20 protein-coding genes are annotated in these 19,333 nt (G+C 61.1%); 12 read left to right on the plus strand and 8 right to left on the minus strand.

Annotation, left to right across the window (positions count from 1 at the left end; genetic code table 11):
• The first annotated feature begins 63 nt into the window (after nucleotides 1-63).
• The 4 genes from CXK91_RS20900 (at nucleotide 64) to CXK91_RS20915 (ending at nucleotide 3,135) form a co-directional block, all read left to right on the plus strand.
• Complete coding sequence (locus CXK91_RS20900; protein WP_103457932.1) at nucleotides 64-441, plus strand: hypothetical protein; 378 nt, start codon at nucleotides 64-66, stop codon at nucleotides 439-441.
• A 14-nt stretch (nucleotides 442-455) separates the two neighbouring features.
• Nucleotides 456-1,133: a response regulator transcription factor gene (locus CXK91_RS20905; RefSeq protein WP_103457933.1), complete on the plus strand. Its 678-nt coding sequence runs from the start codon at nucleotides 456-458 to the stop codon at nucleotides 1,131-1,133.
• Between the two features lie 146 nt (nucleotides 1,134-1,279).
• Nucleotides 1,280-1,693 carry a P pilus assembly/Cpx signaling pathway, periplasmic inhibitor/zinc-resistance associated protein gene (locus CXK91_RS20910; RefSeq protein ID WP_103457934.1) on the plus strand — a complete coding sequence of 138 codons (414 nt, stop codon included), beginning with the start codon at nucleotides 1,280-1,282 and terminating at the stop codon, nucleotides 1,691-1,693.
• 95 nt (nucleotides 1,694-1,788) lie between these two features.
• Nucleotides 1,789-3,135 (plus strand): sensor histidine kinase, encoded by a 1,347-nt coding sequence (locus CXK91_RS20915; RefSeq protein WP_103457935.1) that lies wholly within the window; start codon nucleotides 1,789-1,791, stop codon nucleotides 3,133-3,135.
• On the opposite strand, the gene CXK91_RS20920 is transcribed toward CXK91_RS20915, so the two are convergent.
• Nucleotides 3,132-3,704 (minus strand): NAD(P)H nitroreductase, encoded by a 573-nt coding sequence (locus tag CXK91_RS20920; protein ID WP_103457936.1) that lies wholly within the window; start codon nucleotides 3,702-3,704, stop codon nucleotides 3,132-3,134. The two genes, CXK91_RS20915 and CXK91_RS20920, sit on opposite strands and share 4 nt — an antisense overlap.
• A 102-nt stretch (nucleotides 3,705-3,806) precedes the next feature.
• Nucleotides 3,807-4,178 (minus strand): YkgJ family cysteine cluster protein, encoded by a 372-nt coding sequence (locus CXK91_RS20925; protein WP_103457937.1) that lies wholly within the window; start codon nucleotides 4,176-4,178, stop codon nucleotides 3,807-3,809.
• A gap of 187 nt (nucleotides 4,179-4,365) precedes the next feature.
• Between CXK91_RS20925 and CXK91_RS20930 the strand changes: the two genes are divergently transcribed.
• Nucleotides 4,366-5,817, plus strand: a complete 1,452-nt coding sequence (locus CXK91_RS20930) for a TrkH family potassium uptake protein (protein WP_103457996.1) — start codon at nucleotides 4,366-4,368, stop codon at nucleotides 5,815-5,817.
• Here the strand turns inward: CXK91_RS20930 and CXK91_RS20935 are convergent, their stop codons facing one another.
• Nucleotides 5,818-6,750 carry a DUF808 domain-containing protein gene (locus tag CXK91_RS20935; protein WP_103457938.1) on the minus strand — a complete coding sequence of 311 codons (933 nt, stop codon included), beginning with the start codon at nucleotides 6,748-6,750 and terminating at the stop codon, nucleotides 5,818-5,820.
• An 80-nt stretch (nucleotides 6,751-6,830) separates the two neighbouring features.
• Entirely contained in the window at nucleotides 6,831-7,844 is a 1,014-nt protein-coding gene (locus CXK91_RS20940) for an AraC family transcriptional regulator (RefSeq protein ID WP_103457939.1), read from the minus strand.
• Nucleotides 7,845-7,969: 125 nt separating this feature from the next.
• On the opposite strand from CXK91_RS20940, the gene CXK91_RS20945 reads away from it, so the two are divergent.
• The 4 genes from CXK91_RS20945 (at nucleotide 7,970) to CXK91_RS20960 (ending at nucleotide 11,772) form a co-directional block, all read left to right on the plus strand.
• Complete coding sequence (locus CXK91_RS20945) at nucleotides 7,970-8,287, plus strand: Mpo1-like protein (protein WP_103457940.1); 318 nt, start codon at nucleotides 7,970-7,972, stop codon at nucleotides 8,285-8,287.
• A gap of 260 nt (nucleotides 8,288-8,547) precedes the next feature.
• Nucleotides 8,548-9,936, plus strand: coding sequence for an adenylate/guanylate cyclase domain-containing protein (locus tag CXK91_RS20950; protein WP_103457941.1), 1,389 nt, complete (start codon nucleotides 8,548-8,550; stop codon nucleotides 9,934-9,936).
• 68 nt (nucleotides 9,937-10,004) lie between these two features.
• Entirely contained in the window at nucleotides 10,005-10,763 is a 759-nt protein-coding gene (locus CXK91_RS20955) for an AraC family transcriptional regulator (RefSeq protein WP_103457942.1), read from the plus strand.
• A gap of 130 nt (nucleotides 10,764-10,893) precedes the next feature.
• Nucleotides 10,894-11,772, plus strand: a complete 879-nt coding sequence (locus CXK91_RS20960) for a DMT family transporter (protein WP_103457943.1) — start codon at nucleotides 10,894-10,896, stop codon at nucleotides 11,770-11,772.
• Nucleotides 11,773-11,775: 3 nt separating this feature from the next.
• Here the strand turns inward: CXK91_RS20960 and CXK91_RS20965 are convergent, their stop codons facing one another.
• Entirely contained in the window at nucleotides 11,776-12,057 is a 282-nt protein-coding gene (locus CXK91_RS20965; protein WP_103457944.1) for a SelT/SelW/SelH family protein, read from the minus strand.
• A gap of 72 nt (nucleotides 12,058-12,129) precedes the next feature.
• On the opposite strand from CXK91_RS20965, the gene CXK91_RS20970 reads away from it, so the two are divergent.
• Nucleotides 12,130-14,316 carry a patatin-like phospholipase family protein gene (locus tag CXK91_RS20970; protein WP_103457945.1) on the plus strand — a complete coding sequence of 729 codons (2,187 nt, stop codon included), beginning with the start codon at nucleotides 12,130-12,132 and terminating at the stop codon, nucleotides 14,314-14,316.
• Nucleotides 14,317-14,484: 168 nt separating this feature from the next.
• Here CXK91_RS20970 and CXK91_RS20975 read toward each other — a convergent pair whose 3' ends face one another.
• The gene (locus tag CXK91_RS20975; RefSeq protein ID WP_003280620.1) at nucleotides 14,485-14,916 is read right to left on the minus strand and encodes a MarR family transcriptional regulator; all 432 of its coding nucleotides are present in this window, start codon (nucleotides 14,914-14,916) and stop codon (nucleotides 14,485-14,487) included.
• 180 nt (nucleotides 14,917-15,096) lie between these two features.
• Nucleotides 15,097-17,220: a DNA helicase RecQ gene (recQ, locus tag CXK91_RS20980; RefSeq protein ID WP_103457946.1), complete on the minus strand. Its 2,124-nt coding sequence runs from the start codon at nucleotides 17,218-17,220 to the stop codon at nucleotides 15,097-15,099.
• A 171-nt stretch (nucleotides 17,221-17,391) separates the two neighbouring features.
• Between recQ and CXK91_RS20985 the strand changes: the two genes are divergently transcribed.
• Both CXK91_RS20985 and CXK91_RS20990 read left to right on the plus strand, forming a co-directional pair.
• Entirely contained in the window at nucleotides 17,392-17,979 is a 588-nt protein-coding gene (locus CXK91_RS20985; RefSeq protein WP_003280617.1) for a YecA family protein, read from the plus strand.
• A gap of 249 nt (nucleotides 17,980-18,228) precedes the next feature.
• On the plus strand, nucleotides 18,229-18,648 hold the full coding sequence (locus CXK91_RS20990; RefSeq protein ID WP_103457947.1) for a YbaN family protein: 420 nt from the start codon (nucleotides 18,229-18,231) through the stop codon (nucleotides 18,646-18,648).
• Between the two features lie 72 nt (nucleotides 18,649-18,720).
• On the opposite strand, the gene CXK91_RS20995 is transcribed toward CXK91_RS20990, so the two are convergent.
• On the minus strand, nucleotides 18,721-19,308 hold the full coding sequence (locus CXK91_RS20995) for a tRNA-uridine aminocarboxypropyltransferase (RefSeq protein ID WP_103457948.1): 588 nt from the start codon (nucleotides 19,306-19,308) through the stop codon (nucleotides 18,721-18,723).
• Nucleotides 19,309-19,333: the final 25 nt, after the last annotated feature.

Raw genomic sequence — 19,333 nt, forward strand, 5'->3', positions numbered from 1 at the left:
CCGGGATAGCGAATCTGCCCGGCCGCTGGAGTACCACGGCCTCGATAGGAAATAGGAGTTCCGATGCGTCAACGACCGCTTTCCCTGCTGTTTGCCCTGTCCCTGCTCGCCCCCGCGCTGCATGCCCAGGAAGAGCCGATAGAGCCTCCCACAACAGTGACCGAACCCACTGACTCCATTGAGTTCGAGGCGTTGGAAGTCGAAGCCGAACCGCAACTTGCAGGCCTGGCCGGCGATACCACTGAGGCACTGCTGCTGCGCTTGCGCGAGGAGAACAGACGGCTGCGCCTGCAACTGCAGACCGAACAGGCGAAAGTGCTGCCAGCCATGTTGAGCGAGCAGCAGCAATGGTTCGCCGTTGGCGGCGCAGTCGGAGTCATCAGTTTCACCCTAGGCCTGCTGGTAACGCGCGGCCGCCGCCGTCGCCAGTGGCTCAACTGAGTGCCAGAGCTGAAATGAGTGAATTACTGCTTATCGACGACGACCAGGAGTTGTGCGAGCTGTTGATCAGCTGGCTCGCGCAAGAAGGTTTCGTCGCCCACGCCTGCCACGATGGCCAGAGCGCACGGCAGGCGCTGGCGCAACACCAACCAGCGGCAGTCATCCTGGACGTTATGCTCCCGGACGGCAGTGGCCTGGAACTACTCAAGCAGCTACGCAGCGAACATCCCGAGCTGCCGGTGCTGATGCTCTCGGGGCGTGGCGAACCGCTGGACCGCATTCTCGGTCTGGAGCTTGGCGCCGACGATTACCTGGCCAAGCCCTGCGACCCTCGCGAACTCACCGCACGTCTGCGCGCCGTACTGCGTCGAAGTCACCCAGCCGCAGCACCCAGCCAGGTCGAGCTCGGTGATCTGTGTTACAGCCCCGCCCGCGGCGTCGCCAGCGTTGGCGGCCACGACGTCAGCCTTACCCTGTCCGAAGGCCGCATTCTCGAGACATTGCTGGCGCAACCCGGGGAGCCGATCGACAAGCAAACCCTCGCCCAGCATGCGCTGGGTCGCAAACTGACCCTCTATGATCGCAGCCTGGACATGCATGTCAGCAACCTGCGTCGCAAGCTTGGACCGCATACCGACGGCAGTCCGCGCATCGTCGCGTTACGCAGCCGCGGCTATCTTTACTCGGCCTAACGTCTTTACCCAGCCTTTACCGTGGGCTGACCGCTCTTGACCTTGCACTGCGTAGACTGAACTCATCCGGTCACAGACCTGCCGTCAGCGCCCATCTGGATAGCGCGGCGGCACGGCCGGTTTCCCTACATAGGAGAGTTTTCACCATGCGCAAATCACTCGTAGCCCTACTGTTCGCCGCAGCCCTGCCGACCTTTGCATTCGCGATGCCCGGCGGCATGCACGACGGCCATCACGGTGGCAAGAAGGCGCCGCACATGTTTCAGGACCTGGACCTGACCAAGGAACAGCAGCGCGAAATGCGCAAGCTGATGGGCCAGCAAATGAAGCAGCATAAGGAAATCACCCAGCGCTATCTCGACAAGCTGCCCGAAGCCGATCGCAAGGCCATGCAGAAGGACCTTGAAGCCAGCCGCGAAAAGACTCACCAGAGCATGCGTGCCCAACTCAAGCCCGAGCAGCAGAAAGCCTTCGACGAAAGCATCAAAAAAATGGAAGAGAAGCGCGCCGAACGCGCCGAATTCCTCAAGTGGAAAGCTGACCGCGATCAGAAGAACTGATCCTAGGACGCCTTCGTTAAACTGCCCGGCAGCGTCCGCCCGTCATTTGTGATGACAGCGCGGAGCTGACCGGGCTATTGCTGTGGAGAGGACCAGTGCGATCACTGTTCTGGCGCATACTCGCGACGTTCTGGCTGGCCATAGCCTTGGTGGCCGGCCTGGCCATGCTGCTCGGCCATGCGCTTAATCAGGATGCCTGGATTCTCAGCCGCCACCCGGCGCTGCAGGGGCTCGCCGAGACCTGGACCGAGGTTTATGAACGCCAGGGCCCGATTGCCGCGCAACGCCTGCTCGAGCAACGCCGGCATCGCTCCCGCGTCGACGTACAGGTACTGGCGGAGAACGGTCAACCGATTATCCGCGGCACTTTCTCTGACCGCGCTGCCGCACTTGAAGCACGCCATCAGGACCGCGAGCGTCACCTACCCTGGCGGCGCCTGACTGCCGATTACATCAGCCCCAATAGTGGCGAAACCTATCTATTCATCTACCGCATCCCACATCCCGAACTGCAGGCTTGGCACCGTGGAAGTCTGGCCTGGCCCTTGAGCGCCCTGGGCATCGCCCTGGTTGTACTGACGGGCTTCAGCCTGCTGCTTACCCTTTCCATCACCCGACCGCTGGATCGCCTTCGCCGCGCAGTGCATGACCTCGGCCAGACCACCTATCAGCAGCAGTCATTGGCCCGGCTGGCCACGCGGCGCGATGAGCTCGGCGTGCTGGCGAACGACTTCAACCGCATGGGCGCGCGGCTGCAGGCACTGATCAGCAGCCAACGCCAGCTACTGCGCGATGTGTCCCATGAACTGCGCTCACCGCTTGCCCGGCTGCGCATAGCCCAGGCACTCGCAGAGCGCGCCAGCCCGAGCGAGCGAGAAGTGATCTGGCCGCGTCTGGCCAAAGAGTGCGATCGACTGGAAGCGTTGATCAGCGAGATTCTCGAGCTCTCGCGCCTTGATGCTGAACCTGGCGCAGTTACCCCCGTAGACCTGCCGTCGATGTTCGAGCAACTGAAGGACAACGCTCGCATCATCTGTCCAGCTCAACGCATCGACAGCCGGGTGGAGCCCGACGTGCGACTGAGCGGCTGGTCTGAAATGCTGGAGCGTGCGCTGGACAACCTGTTGCGCAATGCGCTGCGCTTCAACCCCGAAGGGATGCCGATCGAGCTGCGCGCGCAGCGTGAGGGCAACGAACTGGTACTGAGTGTCCGTGATCACGGTCCCGGCGTAGCCGAGGAATACCTGCCGCAACTGAGCGAACCATTCTTCCGCGCCCCGGGGCAGACGGCCGCCGGTCATGGCCTTGGACTGGCGATTGCCCGCCGCGCGGCAGAGCGCCACGGCGGGCAACTGCAATTGGCCAACCATCCCGACGGCGGCTTCATTGCCAGGCTGCGCTTGCCAGTATCTGGTGCCCAGCCCAGCGCTGCAGACGCTTAAGCGTCCTGCTGACCGCCCCAGTCGCTGACGAACGCCTGCGGTTCGAGCACTGGAGCGGCGCGCACGCGCCCTTCCGGTGTCCCGATATATATGAAGCCCAGCAAGCGCTCTTGTTGGCTCAAGCCCAGGCCGCTGAGTACCTGAGGGTCATAGGAGAATTCGCCTGTGCGCCACACGGCACCAATTCCCTGGGCATGGGCGGCCAGCAATAGTCCGTGGGCCGCACAGCCGACGGCAAGCAGCTGTTCGTGTTCCGGCACCTTCGGATGCGCCTTCACGCTGGCGATCACCACAATAAGCATCGGCGCTCGCAGCGGCATGTTCCGCGCTTTCTGCAGCGCTTGCTCCGAAGCGTCGGGCTCCCACGACTGCAGTGCTCGGGCAAACAACTCACCAAGCTTGTGACGCGCATCGCCCTCGATGGTCAGGAAGCGCCAGGGATGCAGCTGTCCGTGATCCGGGGCACGTAGCGCTGCGCGAAAGAGCAGGTCGAGTTGAGCGGCATCAGGGGCCGGCTCGCATAGGCGAGTGACAGATACGCGATTTAGCAGCAGGTCCAGAGCGTCCATCCATTACCTCCTAAAGGGGTCGGACATTCTAGAGGGTGTTGCCGCGTTACCGCGAGTGATGGCGGGTTAGCGGCAACCACACCCCCGCCGCAATTACACGGCTCAGGCCACCTGATCTGGAGAAATCTGTGGCTGCAATGGTGGCATCAGCGGTGGCAACCCATGCGCTGCGCGTGCCGTGTCGCAACGAGGATTATGCTCGCCATGCTCCCAGGACGCCTCGAACTCGCGACAAGCGCTCGATCGCTGCTCATACATACTGCAGCGCACCCCGCACCCCACGTCACCCAGTAGCCCTACGCAGCGAGATGGCTTGCTGTCAGTGCCAAGCATGGCCACATGAAAGGGCGAGACCTGAACCGTCAGGTGGTCAGGAACCGCACCGCCGGCCGACATGCATTCACCAAAATAGAAGGACACACGGAAGTACGCGCAGCATGCGCCGCACGTGAGACAGGGATTGTCGATGGACATGGCAGGTGAACACCCAGAAACCGGAAAGGGCCGGCGCCCCGGCGGCTATTCTATTCATGGCAACGGCCTTGGGAAGGGGCTGCGAGCTCCCATCGAAAACATTTTTGCGACGGGCCGCGCAGCGGTTTACTGGCACCAAGACACGAGTAGAATGACCGCCCTCTTCCACCGTGCCGAGCACCTCTACATGGCCCTGCCGACACTGCGCATCATCGGTTTCATTCTCGGCATATTCCTGATCACCCTCGCCGTCAGCATGATCGTCCCGATGCTCACGCTGCTGAGCTTCGAACGAACCGATGACCTGCAGGCATTCATCTGGTCGAGCCTGATCACCTTTTCCTGCGGCTTCGCGCTGGTTGCTCCAGGACGGCCAGCCAATACCAACCTGCGTCCGCGAGACATGTATTTCCTGACGACGCTGAGCTGGGTAGCGGTGTGCTGCTTCGCCGCACTGCCACTGATGCTGACCCAACACATCAGCTATTCCGACGCCTTCTTCGAAACCATGTCGGGCATCACCACCACCGGCGCCACGGTGCTATCAGGGCTGGACAGCCTATCGCCGGGCCTGCTCATGTGGCGCTCGCTGCTGCATTGGCTGGGCGGTATCGGCTTTATTGGAATGGCGATTGCCATTCTGCCGCTGTTGCGGGTCGGCGGGATGCGGCTGTTCCAGACCGAATCTTCGGACTGGTCGGAAAAAGTCATGCCGCGCTCACACGTGGCCGGTCGATACCTCATTACGATTTATGCGGTTTTCACCCTGGCAGCATTCGTCGCGTTCCTGCTGGCCGGCATGAGCCCGTTCGATGCCATCAACCATGCGATGTCCACCGTGGCAACAGGCGGCTTTTCAACCTCAGATGCGTCGATGGGCAAGTTCGGACCGTCAGCCCATTGGGTCGCAGTGTTCTTTATGCTCCTCGGCAGTCTGCCGTTCACCCTGTACGTAATGACGCTGCGCGGTAACCGCACGGCCTTGTTCAGAGATCAGCAGGTCCGCGGTTTTGTGGTGATGCTGACGGTGACGAGCCTGCTGTTCAGCGGCTGGTACTGGTTGAACAATGAAATCCCTATGCTGGATGCGCTGCGCGTCGTCACCTTCAGCGTGGTTTCAGTAGTGACCACAACCGGATTTGCGGTTGACGATTACACCCAGTGGGGCGGATTCGCCGTCATGGTGTTTTTCTACCTCACCTTTGTCGGCGGCTGCTCGGGCTCGACGTCAGGCGGCCTGAAAATGTTCCGATTCCAGGTGGCCTACTCACTGCTGCGCGCCAACTTCAAACAGCTGATTCACCCACGCGCGGTGATTCGCCAGCAATACAACGGCCACAACCTTGACGAAGAAATCGTTCGCTCGATTCTCACGTTCTCGTTCTTCATCACCATGACCATCGGTGTACTGGCGCTATGTCTGGCGCTGCTGGGGCTCGACCCGATCACCGCGCTTACCGGCGCCGCCACAGCAGTGTGCAATGTCGGCCCTGGCCTGGGTGAAATCATCGGTCCGGCGGGCAATTTCTCAACATTGCCTGATGCCGCCAAATGGCTGCTGTCGATAGGCATGCTGCTCGGCCGCCTGGAAATCATCACCGTGCTGGTGTTGCTGACCCCTGCATTCTGGCGGCATTGATCAGGCGGCGGTTCCGGAGTCTCGTCTGAACAGTCGTTGCCCCAGGGTAACCAGCGTGAGCACGGCACCGCCGACGACCATGCCGAACGCGGCATCGAGCAGCGTCGGCAGCAGACCACCCAGGACGGCACCCAGGTAAGGCAACCCTAGGGCGTCATGGGCGCTACTCTCGATGAAGTGGTGCACGGCGCGAATACCGTGGGTGAGAATACCGCCACCCACCATGAACATGGCCGCGGTGCCTATGACCGATAGGAACTTCATCAGCCAGGGCGCGACGCGCAGGATGCCTCGGCCAGTGGCGCTTGCCAGGCCACTTGCGCGCTTGCTCAAAGCCAGGCCGAGATCATCGAGCTTGACGATAGCCGCCACGAGGCCGTAGACGCCAACCGTCATCAGGATGGCGATCCCCACCAGCACCATCACCTGCTGACTAAAGGAAGCTGCAGCGACCGTGCCCAAGGTAATGGCAATGATCTCTGCAGACAAAATGAAGTCTGTACGCACGGCGCCGCTGATCTTGCGTTTTTCGAACACCACCATGTCTACGGACGGGTCGGCGAGTGCTTTCGCCGTCTCCGCGTGACCACTGCGCGCGGTATGCAGAAAGCGGTGCGCCAGCTTCTCGAACCCCTCGTAGCAGAGAAAAGCGCCACCGAGCATCAGCAGCGGCGTAATCGCCCACGGCAGGAACGCGCTGATCAGCAGCGCAGCGGGGACCAGAATAGCTTTGTTGCGAAACGAGCCCTTGGCCACCGCCCACACAACGGGCAGCTCGCGGTCGGCCTTCACGCCTGTCACCTGCTGCGCATTGAGGGCAAGATCATCGCCCAGCACGCCGGCGGTCTTCTTTGCCGCCACCTTGGTCATTACCGATACATCGTCGAGTACGCTCGCAATATCGTCGAGCAGCGCAAGAAGGCTGGTGGCCAATTTGGATCTCCGTTACATGAGAAGGCGCATAGATGTAACCGATTCGCTGTAGTTAAGGCTATGCGCACGCATCCAGATCATTAGCGAAGGGGCCGCACGCGTTGACGATACTCACCGGGCGTCACGCCGAACCAGCGCTTGAAGGCCCGATAGAAATTGCTCGGATCGGCGAAGCCAAGCAGGTAGGCGATTTCCAGCGGTGCGAGATTGGGCTGGGCCAGGTACTGCTCCGCCAGATCGCGACGCGTGTCATCCAGCAATTTCTGAAAACTGCTGCCCTCATCGTGCATACGCCGCTGCAGCGTGCGCTCGGAGAGGCAAAGCGCCTGCGCGACCGCTTCGCGCCTGGGCTCACCTTGCGGCAGCACCCGGCAGAGAATCTGACGCGCGCGATGCATGATCCGGGTATCAGCGAAGCGCGCCAGATAGTCGCCGGCGAAACGGTCATGCAACTGCGCCAGTGCTTCATTGGCCGTCGGTAATGGCATTTCTACATCAACTTGGCAGAACAGCAGCGCGTAGCGGGGCGCCTCGAAACGCAGCGGCGCTTGAAACAGTCGCTGATAAGGCTCCAGATCACGCGGCGCGCGCCCCTGAAAACTCACCTCTAACGGCTGCAGCGCCGTTCCAGTCAACCAGCGGCAAAAGGTCAAACAGCCCGCAAGCGAGCCTTCGGCACTTTGCCGGGCCGGTGGAAGCCGATCACCCTGGATCGTCAAACTCAGACGGTAAACTTGCGAACACTGCTGAAAATCCAGGTCTGCCCCCTCAGCAATGATCCGCTGGTAACGCACCAGCCTGGCAAAGCCCTCCTTTAGATTACGGCTCGACATCAGCGCATAACCAACCACATTCAGCGCCGCCGGCCGCACCTGCCGCGCCATATCCAAGCCGATGGCAGGATTTCCGGAAACAGCCACGGCGCGATGCCACAGGCGGGTCATATCGTCCTGCGCAAAGCGAGCATCGGCGTCACTCAAAGCCGTGTAATCCAGATTCAGCTCGCTGAACAACTGGCGGCAGTCGATCCCTGCCGACTCGAGAGTCTGGACTATTCCCTGTGCCCAGCTCGAGGAAGTGGTGCGTTCGGTCATGTTGCTTCTTGTTCTACGGATGGTAAGGCAGCTGTGTGCAAGGCAACTAAACTGGCCCTGATTGTCACTGACTCGCAAGGCGTTAGCTGACTAAGCTGTGCGACGACAATAACAGGAGGTACGCCATGAGTACGCAAACCGCCGAACGCTTCACCAGCTTTGCCGATTTTTACCCGTTCTATCTCGCCGAGCACAGCAATCGGACCTGTCGTCGACTGCATTTCGCAGGCAGCCTGCTGGTGCTGGCAATTCTTGGTTACGCGCTGGCCACCCAACAGTGGGCCTGGTTGCTCGCCATACCAGTGGCCGGTTATGGATTTGCCTGGGTCGGCCATTTCGTTTTCGAGAAGAATCGCCCTGCGACATTCCAGTACCCGCTGTACAGCTTTCTGGGCGATTGGGTGATGTTCAGAGACATGTTGATCGGTCGCGTCCACTTCTGAGTGCGACGACACCGACATATCCGACCAGTGCCGCGGCTGTTTTCAAGCTGTGGTTTGGCGATGTGGTCCTGCTTGGTTATGATCAGGCGGCTGTTGCACGAGTCGGCCATCGCCGAGCTGACTCAGCAGCCGCAAGACTGAACATTGAAGCACTCGATACGTTCGTCATCAGCAGCGTGACGAGACCATAGAGTTCAGCGTCAGTCTGCTAGGCGCATGGGGAAAAGGCGTCGACAAACCATCAGGAACCGTACACATACATGAATTCCACCACGGTTGAGCGCCGCAATGGCCTCGCCACTCGTCCGTTGCGCGAGTATTACTCCCGAGTAATCGCGTACCTGACTTGCGCCGCCACGCTCGCGGCAGGCACCTACACCCATTATTTCTCGATGGAACTGCTGTGGATGGTGCCGTACGCCTTGCTCTATCCGCATTTGGCCTATCACCTGAGCTATCGATTCAAACGCGATCATCCCGAACGCACCTCGCAGACGCTGCTCTGCCTGGACGCACTGAATGCTGGCGCGGGCATCCTGCTGCTCGGTTTCTCGATCGTACCCAGCCTGATGTTTCTGCTCACGCTCGCTTTTAGCGCGCTGGTGATCGGCAGTCTGCGCAACCTGGCGCTGGCGCTGGCATGCGTGACAGTCGGTGTTGGCCTGGCCTTTCTGGTGGCCCCCCTGCAGTATCAGGGCACAACGCCGCCGCTGGTTTCGCTGGTCAGCATCTTGTTCACCGGCTTCTACGTCTGTGCCACGGCCTACTTCGTTCACCAGCAGGGACAGCGCCTGGCCCAGGCCCGCAAGGAAATTGAAACGGAACAGGCCAAGGCCGCGCGCCTGGCCCGCAACCTCGCAAAATATCTCTCACCACAGGTTTGGGAATCGATCTTCACCGGCAAGCGTAGCGTTCGTCTGGAAACTCAACGCAAGCGACTCACGGTGTTCTTTTCCGACATCAAGGGCTTCACCGAGCTTGCCGAAGAGTTGGAAGCCGAAGCCCTCACCGACCTGCTCAACAACTACCTCAACGAGATGTCGAAGATCGCCCTCAAATATGGCGGCACCATCGACAAGTTCGTCGGCGACTGCGTGATGGTGTTCTTTGGTGACCCATCCAGCCAGGGCGCGAAAAAAGACGCGGTGGCAGCAGTGTCCATGGCCATCGCCATGCGCAAGCACATGAAGGTGCTGCGCCAGCAATGGCGCGCCCAAGGCATCACCAAGCCTATGGAAATCCGCATGGGCATCAACACCGGCTACTGCACGGTGGGCAACTTCGGCGCCGACACCCGAATGGACTACACCATCATCGGCCGCGAAGTGAACCTGGCCAGTCGCCTGGAAAGCTCAGCCGAGGCCAGCGAGATCCTGGTTTCCCATGAAACCTATTCGCTGATCAAGGACGTGATCATGTGCCGCGACAAGGGACAGATTCCGGTCAAAGGCTTCTCTCGCCCGGTGCAGATCTATCAAGTAGTGGATTTCCGCCGCGACCTTGGCGCGACCTGCAGCTTCCTGGAACACGAACTGCCCGGCTTCTCCATGTACCTGGACACCAATGGCGTGCAGAATTTCGACAAGGAACGCGTGATCCAGGCACTGCAGCAGGCTGCTGAGAAGTTACGCGACAAGGTCATCCTCTGATCTTCTGATCCACAGTCTGCCAGCCGTGCGCTGCACGGCATGCTGGCTGCTTCCGAGACCTCCGTCAGATGCTATCGCTGCGCAACTACCGCCACGACCTCATTGCTCATAGCCACGATCACCCGCAGCTGGTATTCGGCCTCAAGGGACTGCTGGAGTTCGAGATCGCCGGGCGCGGCAGCTGCGTCGGCGAGCGGGGTTTGGCGGTGATACCCTCTGCCACCCACCACGCCTGCGCCAGCGCCACCGGCAGTCACTGCCTGGTGCTTGACCTTCCATCCGAGGGCTGGGTTCACCAGCGCTTGGGCCACCACACAGAGGCCAGCCTACGCCTGCTTGAACGCCCCGGCACCTTGCACCTCGCCCCGCCCCAGCAGAACCTCATTGCCTGGCTGGCGAGCAGCCCCATCAATGATTCGGTAATCGCCGAACAAGGTACTGTGCTGTTGCTGGCAAGCCTGGCTGGCGCACAGGAAGCGTCCCTGGACTTGAAGCTGCTGCCGCTAGCGGCCATCGACGCATTTATCGACCGGCACCTGGCACACCCGCTTCAGGTTGCCGACCTCGCCCGTATCGCCGGATTATCAGCGGCAGGCTTGCATGCGCGCTTTCTTCGCGAGACTGGTCGAACGCCGATGGAGTACGTGCGCCAGCGGCGCCTGCAGTATGCCGAGGCGCTTTTGCACGACACCTGGCTGCCGATCGGCGAGATCGCCGCGCAAGTAGGCTATACCTCGCAAAGCGCCTTCACCGCCGCGCTGGTTCGCGCACGCGGTTGCACGCCGCGTGCATTGCGCCGCGAGTTGCGCGACAAAATCGATGACTGACGCGACAGACACGCCCCCAACGACCGCCTAGCATGGTCCTGATTCGCAAGGTCCAGATAGCCATGATCCCACTGTTTCGCTCCCGCCCCGGCGCATACGGAATGTGCTGCTCGCTCAGGCCGAGCACCCCATGACTCCGCGTAACGCCCTGCTGGCGATCCATCTCGGCGCGCTGATGTTTGGTCTGTCTGGCGTACTCGGCAAGCTGGCCGACAGTTCGGCGCTGATCATCACCTTCGGCCGCGCACTGTTCGCCGTTCTGGCATTACTGTTGGTGACGCAGCTGTTGCGGCCCAGCGGCGCGCCGCCAAACTGGCGGCAACGCGCCGGATTGGCGTTGGGCGGCCTGCTGCTCGGCGCGCACTGGCTGACCTTCTTCATTGCCGTGAAGATCGCTGGCGTAGGCATCGCCACCCTGGGCTTCGCCAGCTTTCCCGCCTTTACCGTACTGCTCGAAGGCCTGCTGTTCCGCGAACGTACCCGCGCCGTGGAATTTGCCATGGTCGGCGTGGTATGCGCCGGCTTGCTACTGGTCGCTCCGGCATTCGACCTCAGCAGCGGCCCGACTACCGGGCTGCTCTATGGCGTGCTGTCGGGGCTGCTGTTTGCCCTGCTGTCGCTGCTCAACCGCGCCGTTACCCGCGGCCTGGATCCAGTTCGATCGGCTCTATGGCAGAACTTGGCGATCCTCGCCGGCCTGCTGCCATTCAGCTGGTCGGCGATCCCTGCGATACCGGCGCAGGACTGGCTTTGGCTGGCGCTGTTGGGCGTGCTCTGCACAGGGCTGGCGCACAGCCTGTTCGTGGCCAGCCTGCGGGTGCTAAAAGCACGTACGACCTCGGTGATCTTCGCCCTCGAACCGGTCTACGGCATCGCCTTCGCCTGGTGGCTGTTCAATGAGCAGCCAACACTGCGCATGCTGCTCGGCGGCGCCTTGATCATCATCGCGAGCGTTGTGACCAGCCGCCTGAAAACCCCGCCCAGCGTTGCCCCCAAACTCATCAACTGACTCTCAACGATCGTTGTGGCCCAGCGAGCGTTGCGGGTCGATGCAATCACGCACACGCTGCTTGAGCTCCTTGGCCTCGGGAAAGCCACCATCGTTCTTTCGTTCCCATATCTGCACGCCGTCGCAGCTGATATGGAAGGTTCCGCCAGTGGCAGGCACCAGGCAAACGCGCCCCAAATCATCGGCGAAGGTCGACAGCAACTCCTGGGCGAGCCAGGCGGCGCGCAACAGCCACTGACACTGAGTGCAATAGGTGATGACAATTTCCGGCTTGGCTAAGGTCATTTGTGGCGTCTCCGGCGCGTTCATAGCGGCCTATAATAGCCGCCTTCCACCACGCACTCCGTCGGTTCAGCCATGCTCCGCCTTTTGATTTCCGTGCTGTTACTGCTTGCCACGCCTTTGCTGTTCGCTCAATCAGCTCAACCGAAGACAGGGCTAGTCCTGTCTGGAGGCGCGGCGCGCGGGCTGGCCCACGTCGGCGTGCTCAAGGCATTGGAAGAGCAAGGTGTACGCATTGATGCCATCGCCGGCACCAGCATGGGCGCCGTCGTCGGCGGGTTGTACGCTGCGGGGTACAGCGTCGCCGAGCTTGAACGCCTTGCACTGACACTCGATTGGCAACAGGTACTCTCCGATGACCCACCGCGCCAGGACATTCCCTATCGGCGCAAACAGGATGATCGCGATTTTCTTATCAAGCAGAAGCTCAGCTTCCGCGACGACGGTAGCCTGGGCCTTCCGCTGGGCGTGATCCAAGGGCAGAACCTTGCGCTGCTGCTCGAGCGCCTGCTGGTGCATGCCAGCGACACCCGCGACTTCGATCAGCTACCGATCCCCTTCCGCGCCGTAGCCACCGATATTGCCAACGACGAGAAGGTGATCTTTCGCCGTGGCCACCTGCCCCAGGTAATTCGCGCGAGCATGTCGATTCCGGCCGTGTTCGCGCCGGTGGAGCTGGGCGGCCGCCTGCTGGTAGATGGCGGCATGGTTGACAACATTCCGATGGATGTCGCCCGCGACATGGGAGTCGACCGTCTGATCGTCGTGGACATCGGAACGCCCCTCAAGCCGCGCAAGGAGCTGCTCACGGTGGTCGATGTACTCAACCAGACTACAACCATGATGACCCGCCGCAACTCCGAGGCGCAGCTGGCCACTCTGCAACCGCATGACCTCTTGATCCAGCCGCCACTGGCCGCCTACGGCTCTACCGACTTCGACCGTGCCGCGCAACTGGTCGATGCCGGCTACCGCGCTACGCTTGCGCTGGAAGGACGCCTGGCCGAGATGCGCGCCCCGAGTGGCGGCAACCCGGCACTTAGCCTGGCGCGTTCCAGCGACCCGCGCACGCCGGTTATCACAGCGATAAAGGTGGAGAACGACTCCAAGGTCAGCGATGCAGTGATCCGCCGACATATTCGCCAGGAACTGGGCGCCCCATTGGACCTGGAGCATCTGCAGAAGGACATGGGCACGCTCTACGGTCTGGACTATTTCGAACGTGTCGAATATCGGGTCCAGCGTGGCAAGCTTGGCAACACGCTTGTGATCAGTGCCCGTGAGAAGCGTACCGGCACCGACTACCTGCGCCTCGGCCTGAGCCTCTCGGATGATTTCCGAGGGGACAGCGTCTTCAACCTGGGCGCCAGCTATCGTAAGAACGGCATCAATGAACTGGGTGCCGAATGGCTCACACGCCTGCAGCTGGGTGATCGGCAAGAGCTCTACAGCGAGTTCTATCAACCGCTGGATGCCGGATCACGCTGGTTCGTCGCGCCGAACCTGTTTGTCGAAGCTCAGAACGTGGAGTCCATTCTCGATAACGACCCGATTGCCGAGTATCGCCTGCAGCGCTACGGCTACGGCCTGAACGTAGGTCGCCAGATCGCCAACAATGGTGAGATCCGCTTCGGAGTCGGTCAGGCGTGGGGCGAGGCGGACGTTCGAATCGGCGAGCGGGACCTGCCGGACTTCAGCTTCACCGAAGGCTATTACGAGCTGCAGTATTCCTTCGATACGCTGGACAACGTCGACTTCCCACGCGAAGGCGAGGACATACGCCTGACGCTGCGTCAGTACGACCCAACGCTGAGCTCGGACCAGCGCTACCGACAGTGGAACATCAAGCTGGACAAGGCGCTCAGCCATGACGCCAATACCTGGGTACTGGGCGGGCGTTATGGCCGCACGATGGACGACGCAGAGGTCGTGACATCAAGCTTCCTGCTTGGCGGCGCCCGCCAGCTATCAGGCTTTCGCCAGGACGCATTGGCGGGCCAGAACATCAGCCTGGCCCGAATGGTCTACTACCGTCGCATGACGCCACGATCGTTCCTGCCGCTGTCATTCCCGGTTTATCTGGGGGGCTCCCTTGAGCGCGGCCGGGCCTGGAACAACGACAATGACTTCGACAGCGGCTACATAAATGCCGCCAGCATCTTCCTCGGATACGACACGCCACTAGGTCCGCTTAACTTCGGTTACGGCGTCAATGACGAGGACGAACAAGCGCTTTACATGAATCTGGGTCGCAGCTTCTAGGAGCATCGATCAAGGATCTGGGGATTCTACGCAGGCCCTGCACGACAGGATAAAACGTGCAGCGCATCGGCTGGCGCCGTTGCGTGGAGAGCAAAGCGGAGTCGATAGGCGCTTATAAGAGGTGACCGTGATCAACACGGTAGACCAGCGCGCTCCACCTTCAGCTGATCAGCGTTTATCCAGATTGGCGAGGATGCGCGCATGCACCTGCTGGCATTTGCGCAAATCCTCTTCGTCGATGCCAGCAAATGCGTCATGACGAACCTGGGTGGAAATCGCCTCGATCTTCTCGATCAGTGGCAGTGCCGGAGCCCCCAGGGAAATCCGTTTGGCCCGACGATCTTCGGCCGAAGCTTTGCGATGCACCAACCCCTGTGCCTCGAGACTGTCCAGCAAACGGGCCAGGGTTGGCCCCTCTACCGCGACGCTTTGCGCAAGCTCACGCTGAGTGGGCTCATGGTCGAAACGGGCGAGATGAAGAAGAACCAGCCAACGCGCCTGTGACAATCCGAGATCGGCCAGACGTCGATCCAGTTCCGCGCGCCAGCCACGCGAGAGTTGCGCCAACTGCATGGCAAAACGATGTTGCTCGGCGTACATGTACGGCCATTCCTGCAAAAACTAATTATTAGTGAGCTAACCACAGCTCCGAAAAGCAGGCAAGACGACCTTCGGTCGCTGATAGGGCTGCAAAAGTCGTAATGATGGCACCGCCAAAGCCAACGAGCCCATCGTGCAGCCCTGACGCGGCCTGCAGCGCAGTCAGCACGATGCACCTGGTTACAATTCGAACTCGACTTGCAATGCGGCACGCACGCAATAGAGCACCTGCTCAGATACGCGACCGGCAAATTGCTCTGCTACAGCGCTCACTGGTGGCAACTCCCCCTCACCATCGAGAAACGCCTCCTGAATCTCCCCGAGCAAATCCTCAGGCAGATCCAGCGCTTGCTCCAGGCTTAGCTGCTGCAATCCAATCGCCTCGGCGAGCATGCTGTAAACGTTCTTTTCGCTGCAGTCGAGCTGACGAGCTATTTGCGCAGGGGTCATTCCGGCGCGCGCCAGGGTGATCAGCTCATGGCGCAGATCGGCAGGCGACTTGGCCGCTGCCACGTTGCCTTGCAGTACTTCAAGAAAGGCCTGGCCATATCGCTCCAGCTTGCGCGCACCTACCCCGCTGACGGTAGCCATGTCCGAGAGTGAGGCTGGCTGGCTGCGCAGCATCTCCAGCAAGGTGGCGTCCGGAAAGATCACGTAGGGCGGTACGCTGTGCTCTTCCGCCAACTTGCGGCGCAGTGCCCGCAGCGCTTCCCAGGTCTCGCGCTCCTCGCTGCGCACCAGCTGGCTGGCCGCGCTAGCCGCCGGCTTTGCGGTCTTGCTGGCCAACTCGCGACGCAGCTCAAGGCTCACTTCTCCGCGTAGCAATGGGCGGCAGCTGTCGCTCAGACGCAATCCACCAAAGCCTTCGAGATCGACGTCAGCCAACCCTCTAGCCACCAACTGGCGGAAAAGTGACCGCCACTCCGGCTCCGTCAGCGCTTTGCCCACGCCAAACACGGAAAGATGTTGATGACCGAGGCCGCGTACCTTGTCGTTATCGCGCCCCAGCAGAACATCGACAAGGTGCCCGACGCCATAGCGCTGGCCGCTGCGGTAAATCGCCGAGAGCGCCTGGCGGGCTGGCTCGGTGGCATTCCAGGTCTGAACGCCATCCACGCAATTGTCGCAATGACCGCAAGGGTCTGGCAGCTCTTCATCGAAGTAGGCGAGCAGCACCTGCCGGCGACAACGAGTCTCCTCGCACAGCGCCAACATTGCATCGAGCTTGTGTTGCTCGACGCGCTTGTGGCGCTCGTCTCCCTCGGAATTGTTAAGCATCTGCTTGAGGAAAATCACATCCTGCAGGCCATAGGCCATCCACGCGTCAGCGGGCAGTCCGTCGCGCCCTGCCCGCCCGGTTTCCTGATAGTAGGCCTCGAGAGACTTGGGCAGGTCGAGGTGGGCGACGAAGCGCACGTTGGGCTTGTCGATACCCATGCCGAACGCAATGGTCGCCACCATGATCAGCCCCTCTTCGTTGAGGAAACGCTTCTGGTGATAGGCACGCAGCTCGTTGGGCAAACCCGCGTGATAGGGCAATGCGGGAAAACCCTGCTCGGAGAGAAACGCAGCGAGATCATCCACCTTCTTGCGCGACATGCAGTAGACGATGCCGGCATCACCGCGGCGCTCGGCAAGGAACCCCAGCAATTGCTTGCGCGGCTGCTCCTTCGGCACGATTCGATAGAAGATGTTCGGACGGTCAAAACTCGACAGGAAGCGCTCGGCATTCTCCAAATGCAGGCGTTGAACGATCTCTTCCCGGGTGCGCTTGTCCGCCGTAGCGGTCAGAGCAACACGGGGCACGCCTGGGAATAACTCCGACAGCTGGCCTAGCTGCATGTACTCAGGGCGGAAGTCATGCCCCCACTGGGACACGCAGTGCGCCTCGTCGATGGCGAACAAGGCGATTTCGAGCCGTTGCAGGAACGCCAGCATACGCGGCTGAACCAGCCGCTCTGGCGCCAGATAGAGCACTTTTATCTCGTTGCGCCGGATACGCTCGGCGATGTCGCGCTGCTCATCTGCGCCGAGCGTCGAATTGAGCGCTACGGCCGATACGCCCAGCTCATCAAGGGTCGCCACCTGATCGTCCATCAGCGCGATCAAGGGCGACACCACCACCGCCAGCCCTTCGCGCAACAGCGCAGGTACCTGGTAGCACAACGACTTGCCGCCACCCGTCGGCATCAGCACGAGCGCATCGCCGCCACTACCGACACGCTCGATGATCGCGCCTTGGTTACCACGAAACGCGTCGTAGCCAAATACGTCTTTGAGGATGCGCTGTGCCTGGTCGAGCATGCCGGTCTCCGAAACAAGGCGCGCAGTATACGCGAGCAAACCGCGTAGTTCAGGACCGTTGCGCCATTGCAGATGAGAACCCGCTACACGCATGCATACGGAAGGCGAGTAGCCTGCGTCCCCCACCTCGTCTAGAATCCCGACTGTCTTCCAACCCCAAGGTAGTTCCAGATGTCATTCGCCGAGCAACTCGCCCGCCTGCAAGTCTTTCTTGATGCAGATGATCTGCACGAGGAAGCACTGGATTACATCGCCGCCCATGGCTACCTGACAGCACTGTGTATCTGTTCCGAACAGGTGCCCGAGCGTGAATGGATCGACGCCCTGTTCTCCGAGCCGCCCAAGTACCAGGACGACACCGAACGCGAAGCCATCGAGGCCACGCTCATCCAGCTCAAGGCGCACATCGCACGCCAACTGGCCAGCGACGAAGATATGGAGCTGCCTTGCGAGCTGGATCTAGGCGAGGAGCCGGACGAGTCGGACCTGCGTGGCTGGTGCATTGGCTTCATGGAAGGCGTATTCATGCGCGAAGCGATCTGGTTCGAGGACTCCGAAGAGGAGGTCAGCGAGCTGCTGCTGCCGATCATGGTTGGCTCAGGCCTGTTCGACGAGCAGCCTGAGTTCGCCGACATTGCCGATGACGCCGACTTGGTTGACGAAATGGTCGCGCAGATTCCGGAGTTGCTGACGGCGCTGTACCTGATCTGCCACGCCCCTGAGGAAAAGCCCGCCCTACTCAAGCCACGCCGCCACTGACTGGTTGGTGGCACCCAGTCAGAGGGTGGGCGCCAGCTCACCCTCGTGCCATCAGTGCGCGGCCCCCTGGCCCGCCCTCTCGCTGCGCTAAAGCGGTCCACTGGCGGGACACTGCAGAATGGAGAGAATCCTTGCTCTACATGTCTCGATGTTCAACCGTTCGGCACTTGCGAATGAGCGACGAAGCCGGCTTAAGCTGGTGCCACAACACGGTTCGCAGCGAACCGAAAAGCGCGCCCGGATAGCATCGTGGCTCATCGTGATATTCAGCAGCACCGCAACCCTCTGGTCCGCTCGCTATTGCTGGTGACAGGCTGGCTAGCGGTAGCGTTGGGCGTCATCGGTATTTTCCTGCCAGTTCTTCCCACTACCCCATTCCTGCTTTTGGCCGCCGCCTGTTTTGTGCGTAGCTCGCAACGCTTCTACGACTGGCTGGTGGGTCACCCACGCCTTGGCCCCTGGTTTCGCGACTACCTGGAAGGCAACGGCATTCCACTCAAGGGCAAGCTGTATGCAATTGCCACGATGTGGGTCAGCATTGGTATTTCCTGCTGGCTGGTCCCGCTGATCTGGGCTCGAATAGGCATGTTGCTGAGTGCGTCGCTTGTGACCCTGTACATTCTCAAGCAGAAAACGCTGACGGCCGGCAAACATTCTGGAGTGGAGTAACTGCGCGTGGGCCCGGTGCCAGTCTGGAGCGACTGGATGCGTTTTGCAGTTCGCTGCCAGGTTGACTCCACGTTATTGCCGGTCTGCATGATTGCGACGATATATCTCTTCTCCCATCGCATTGATCTGACCTTCGATCAACGCATCAAACGGGCGAAGCAGCTCGTCAAATCGCCTCGGAGCCTCAAGCGCATCCAGCGCTGCAACGATCGCCTCGACTGTCGACAACGCGCCCGCCATCGGCGCCTTGCGTAAACGGTAGCGGGAGATCAGCCCGTCCGGCAGCGCTACCCGTGGCAGCGCCGCCAGCCACGGATTGATGTGCAGGATCTTGCGAGCCTTGCGCCAGGTGCCATCCGGCACGACCAAACGTATAGGCGTTTCGCCGCAGGCAATACTGCCGACGGGTACAGCATCGTCCCCTGGAAACAGCAGGTAGCTCGGTTCGCTGGCAGCGCAATCGTCCTCAAAGCATTCGCCGATTCTCAGCTGGGCATTGCGCAAGCCCAACACCGCCAACCGCGCCGTATTCAGGGCATGGCTCGCTTCGTTGGAATGCTGAAGCACAAGCACTCGGGTGCGGCTATCCAGCGCCGGTATCAGCGCACACAGGCAAAGGGATAAAGGGCGCTGGCAACGCGAACATCGTGGACGGGACATGGATCACCTCGGCGGCGGAGTCTGC

This window comes from Stutzerimonas stutzeri (assembly GCF_002909485.1).
GTDB classification, from domain to species: domain Bacteria; phylum Pseudomonadota; class Gammaproteobacteria; order Pseudomonadales; family Pseudomonadaceae; genus Stutzerimonas; species Stutzerimonas stutzeri_AH.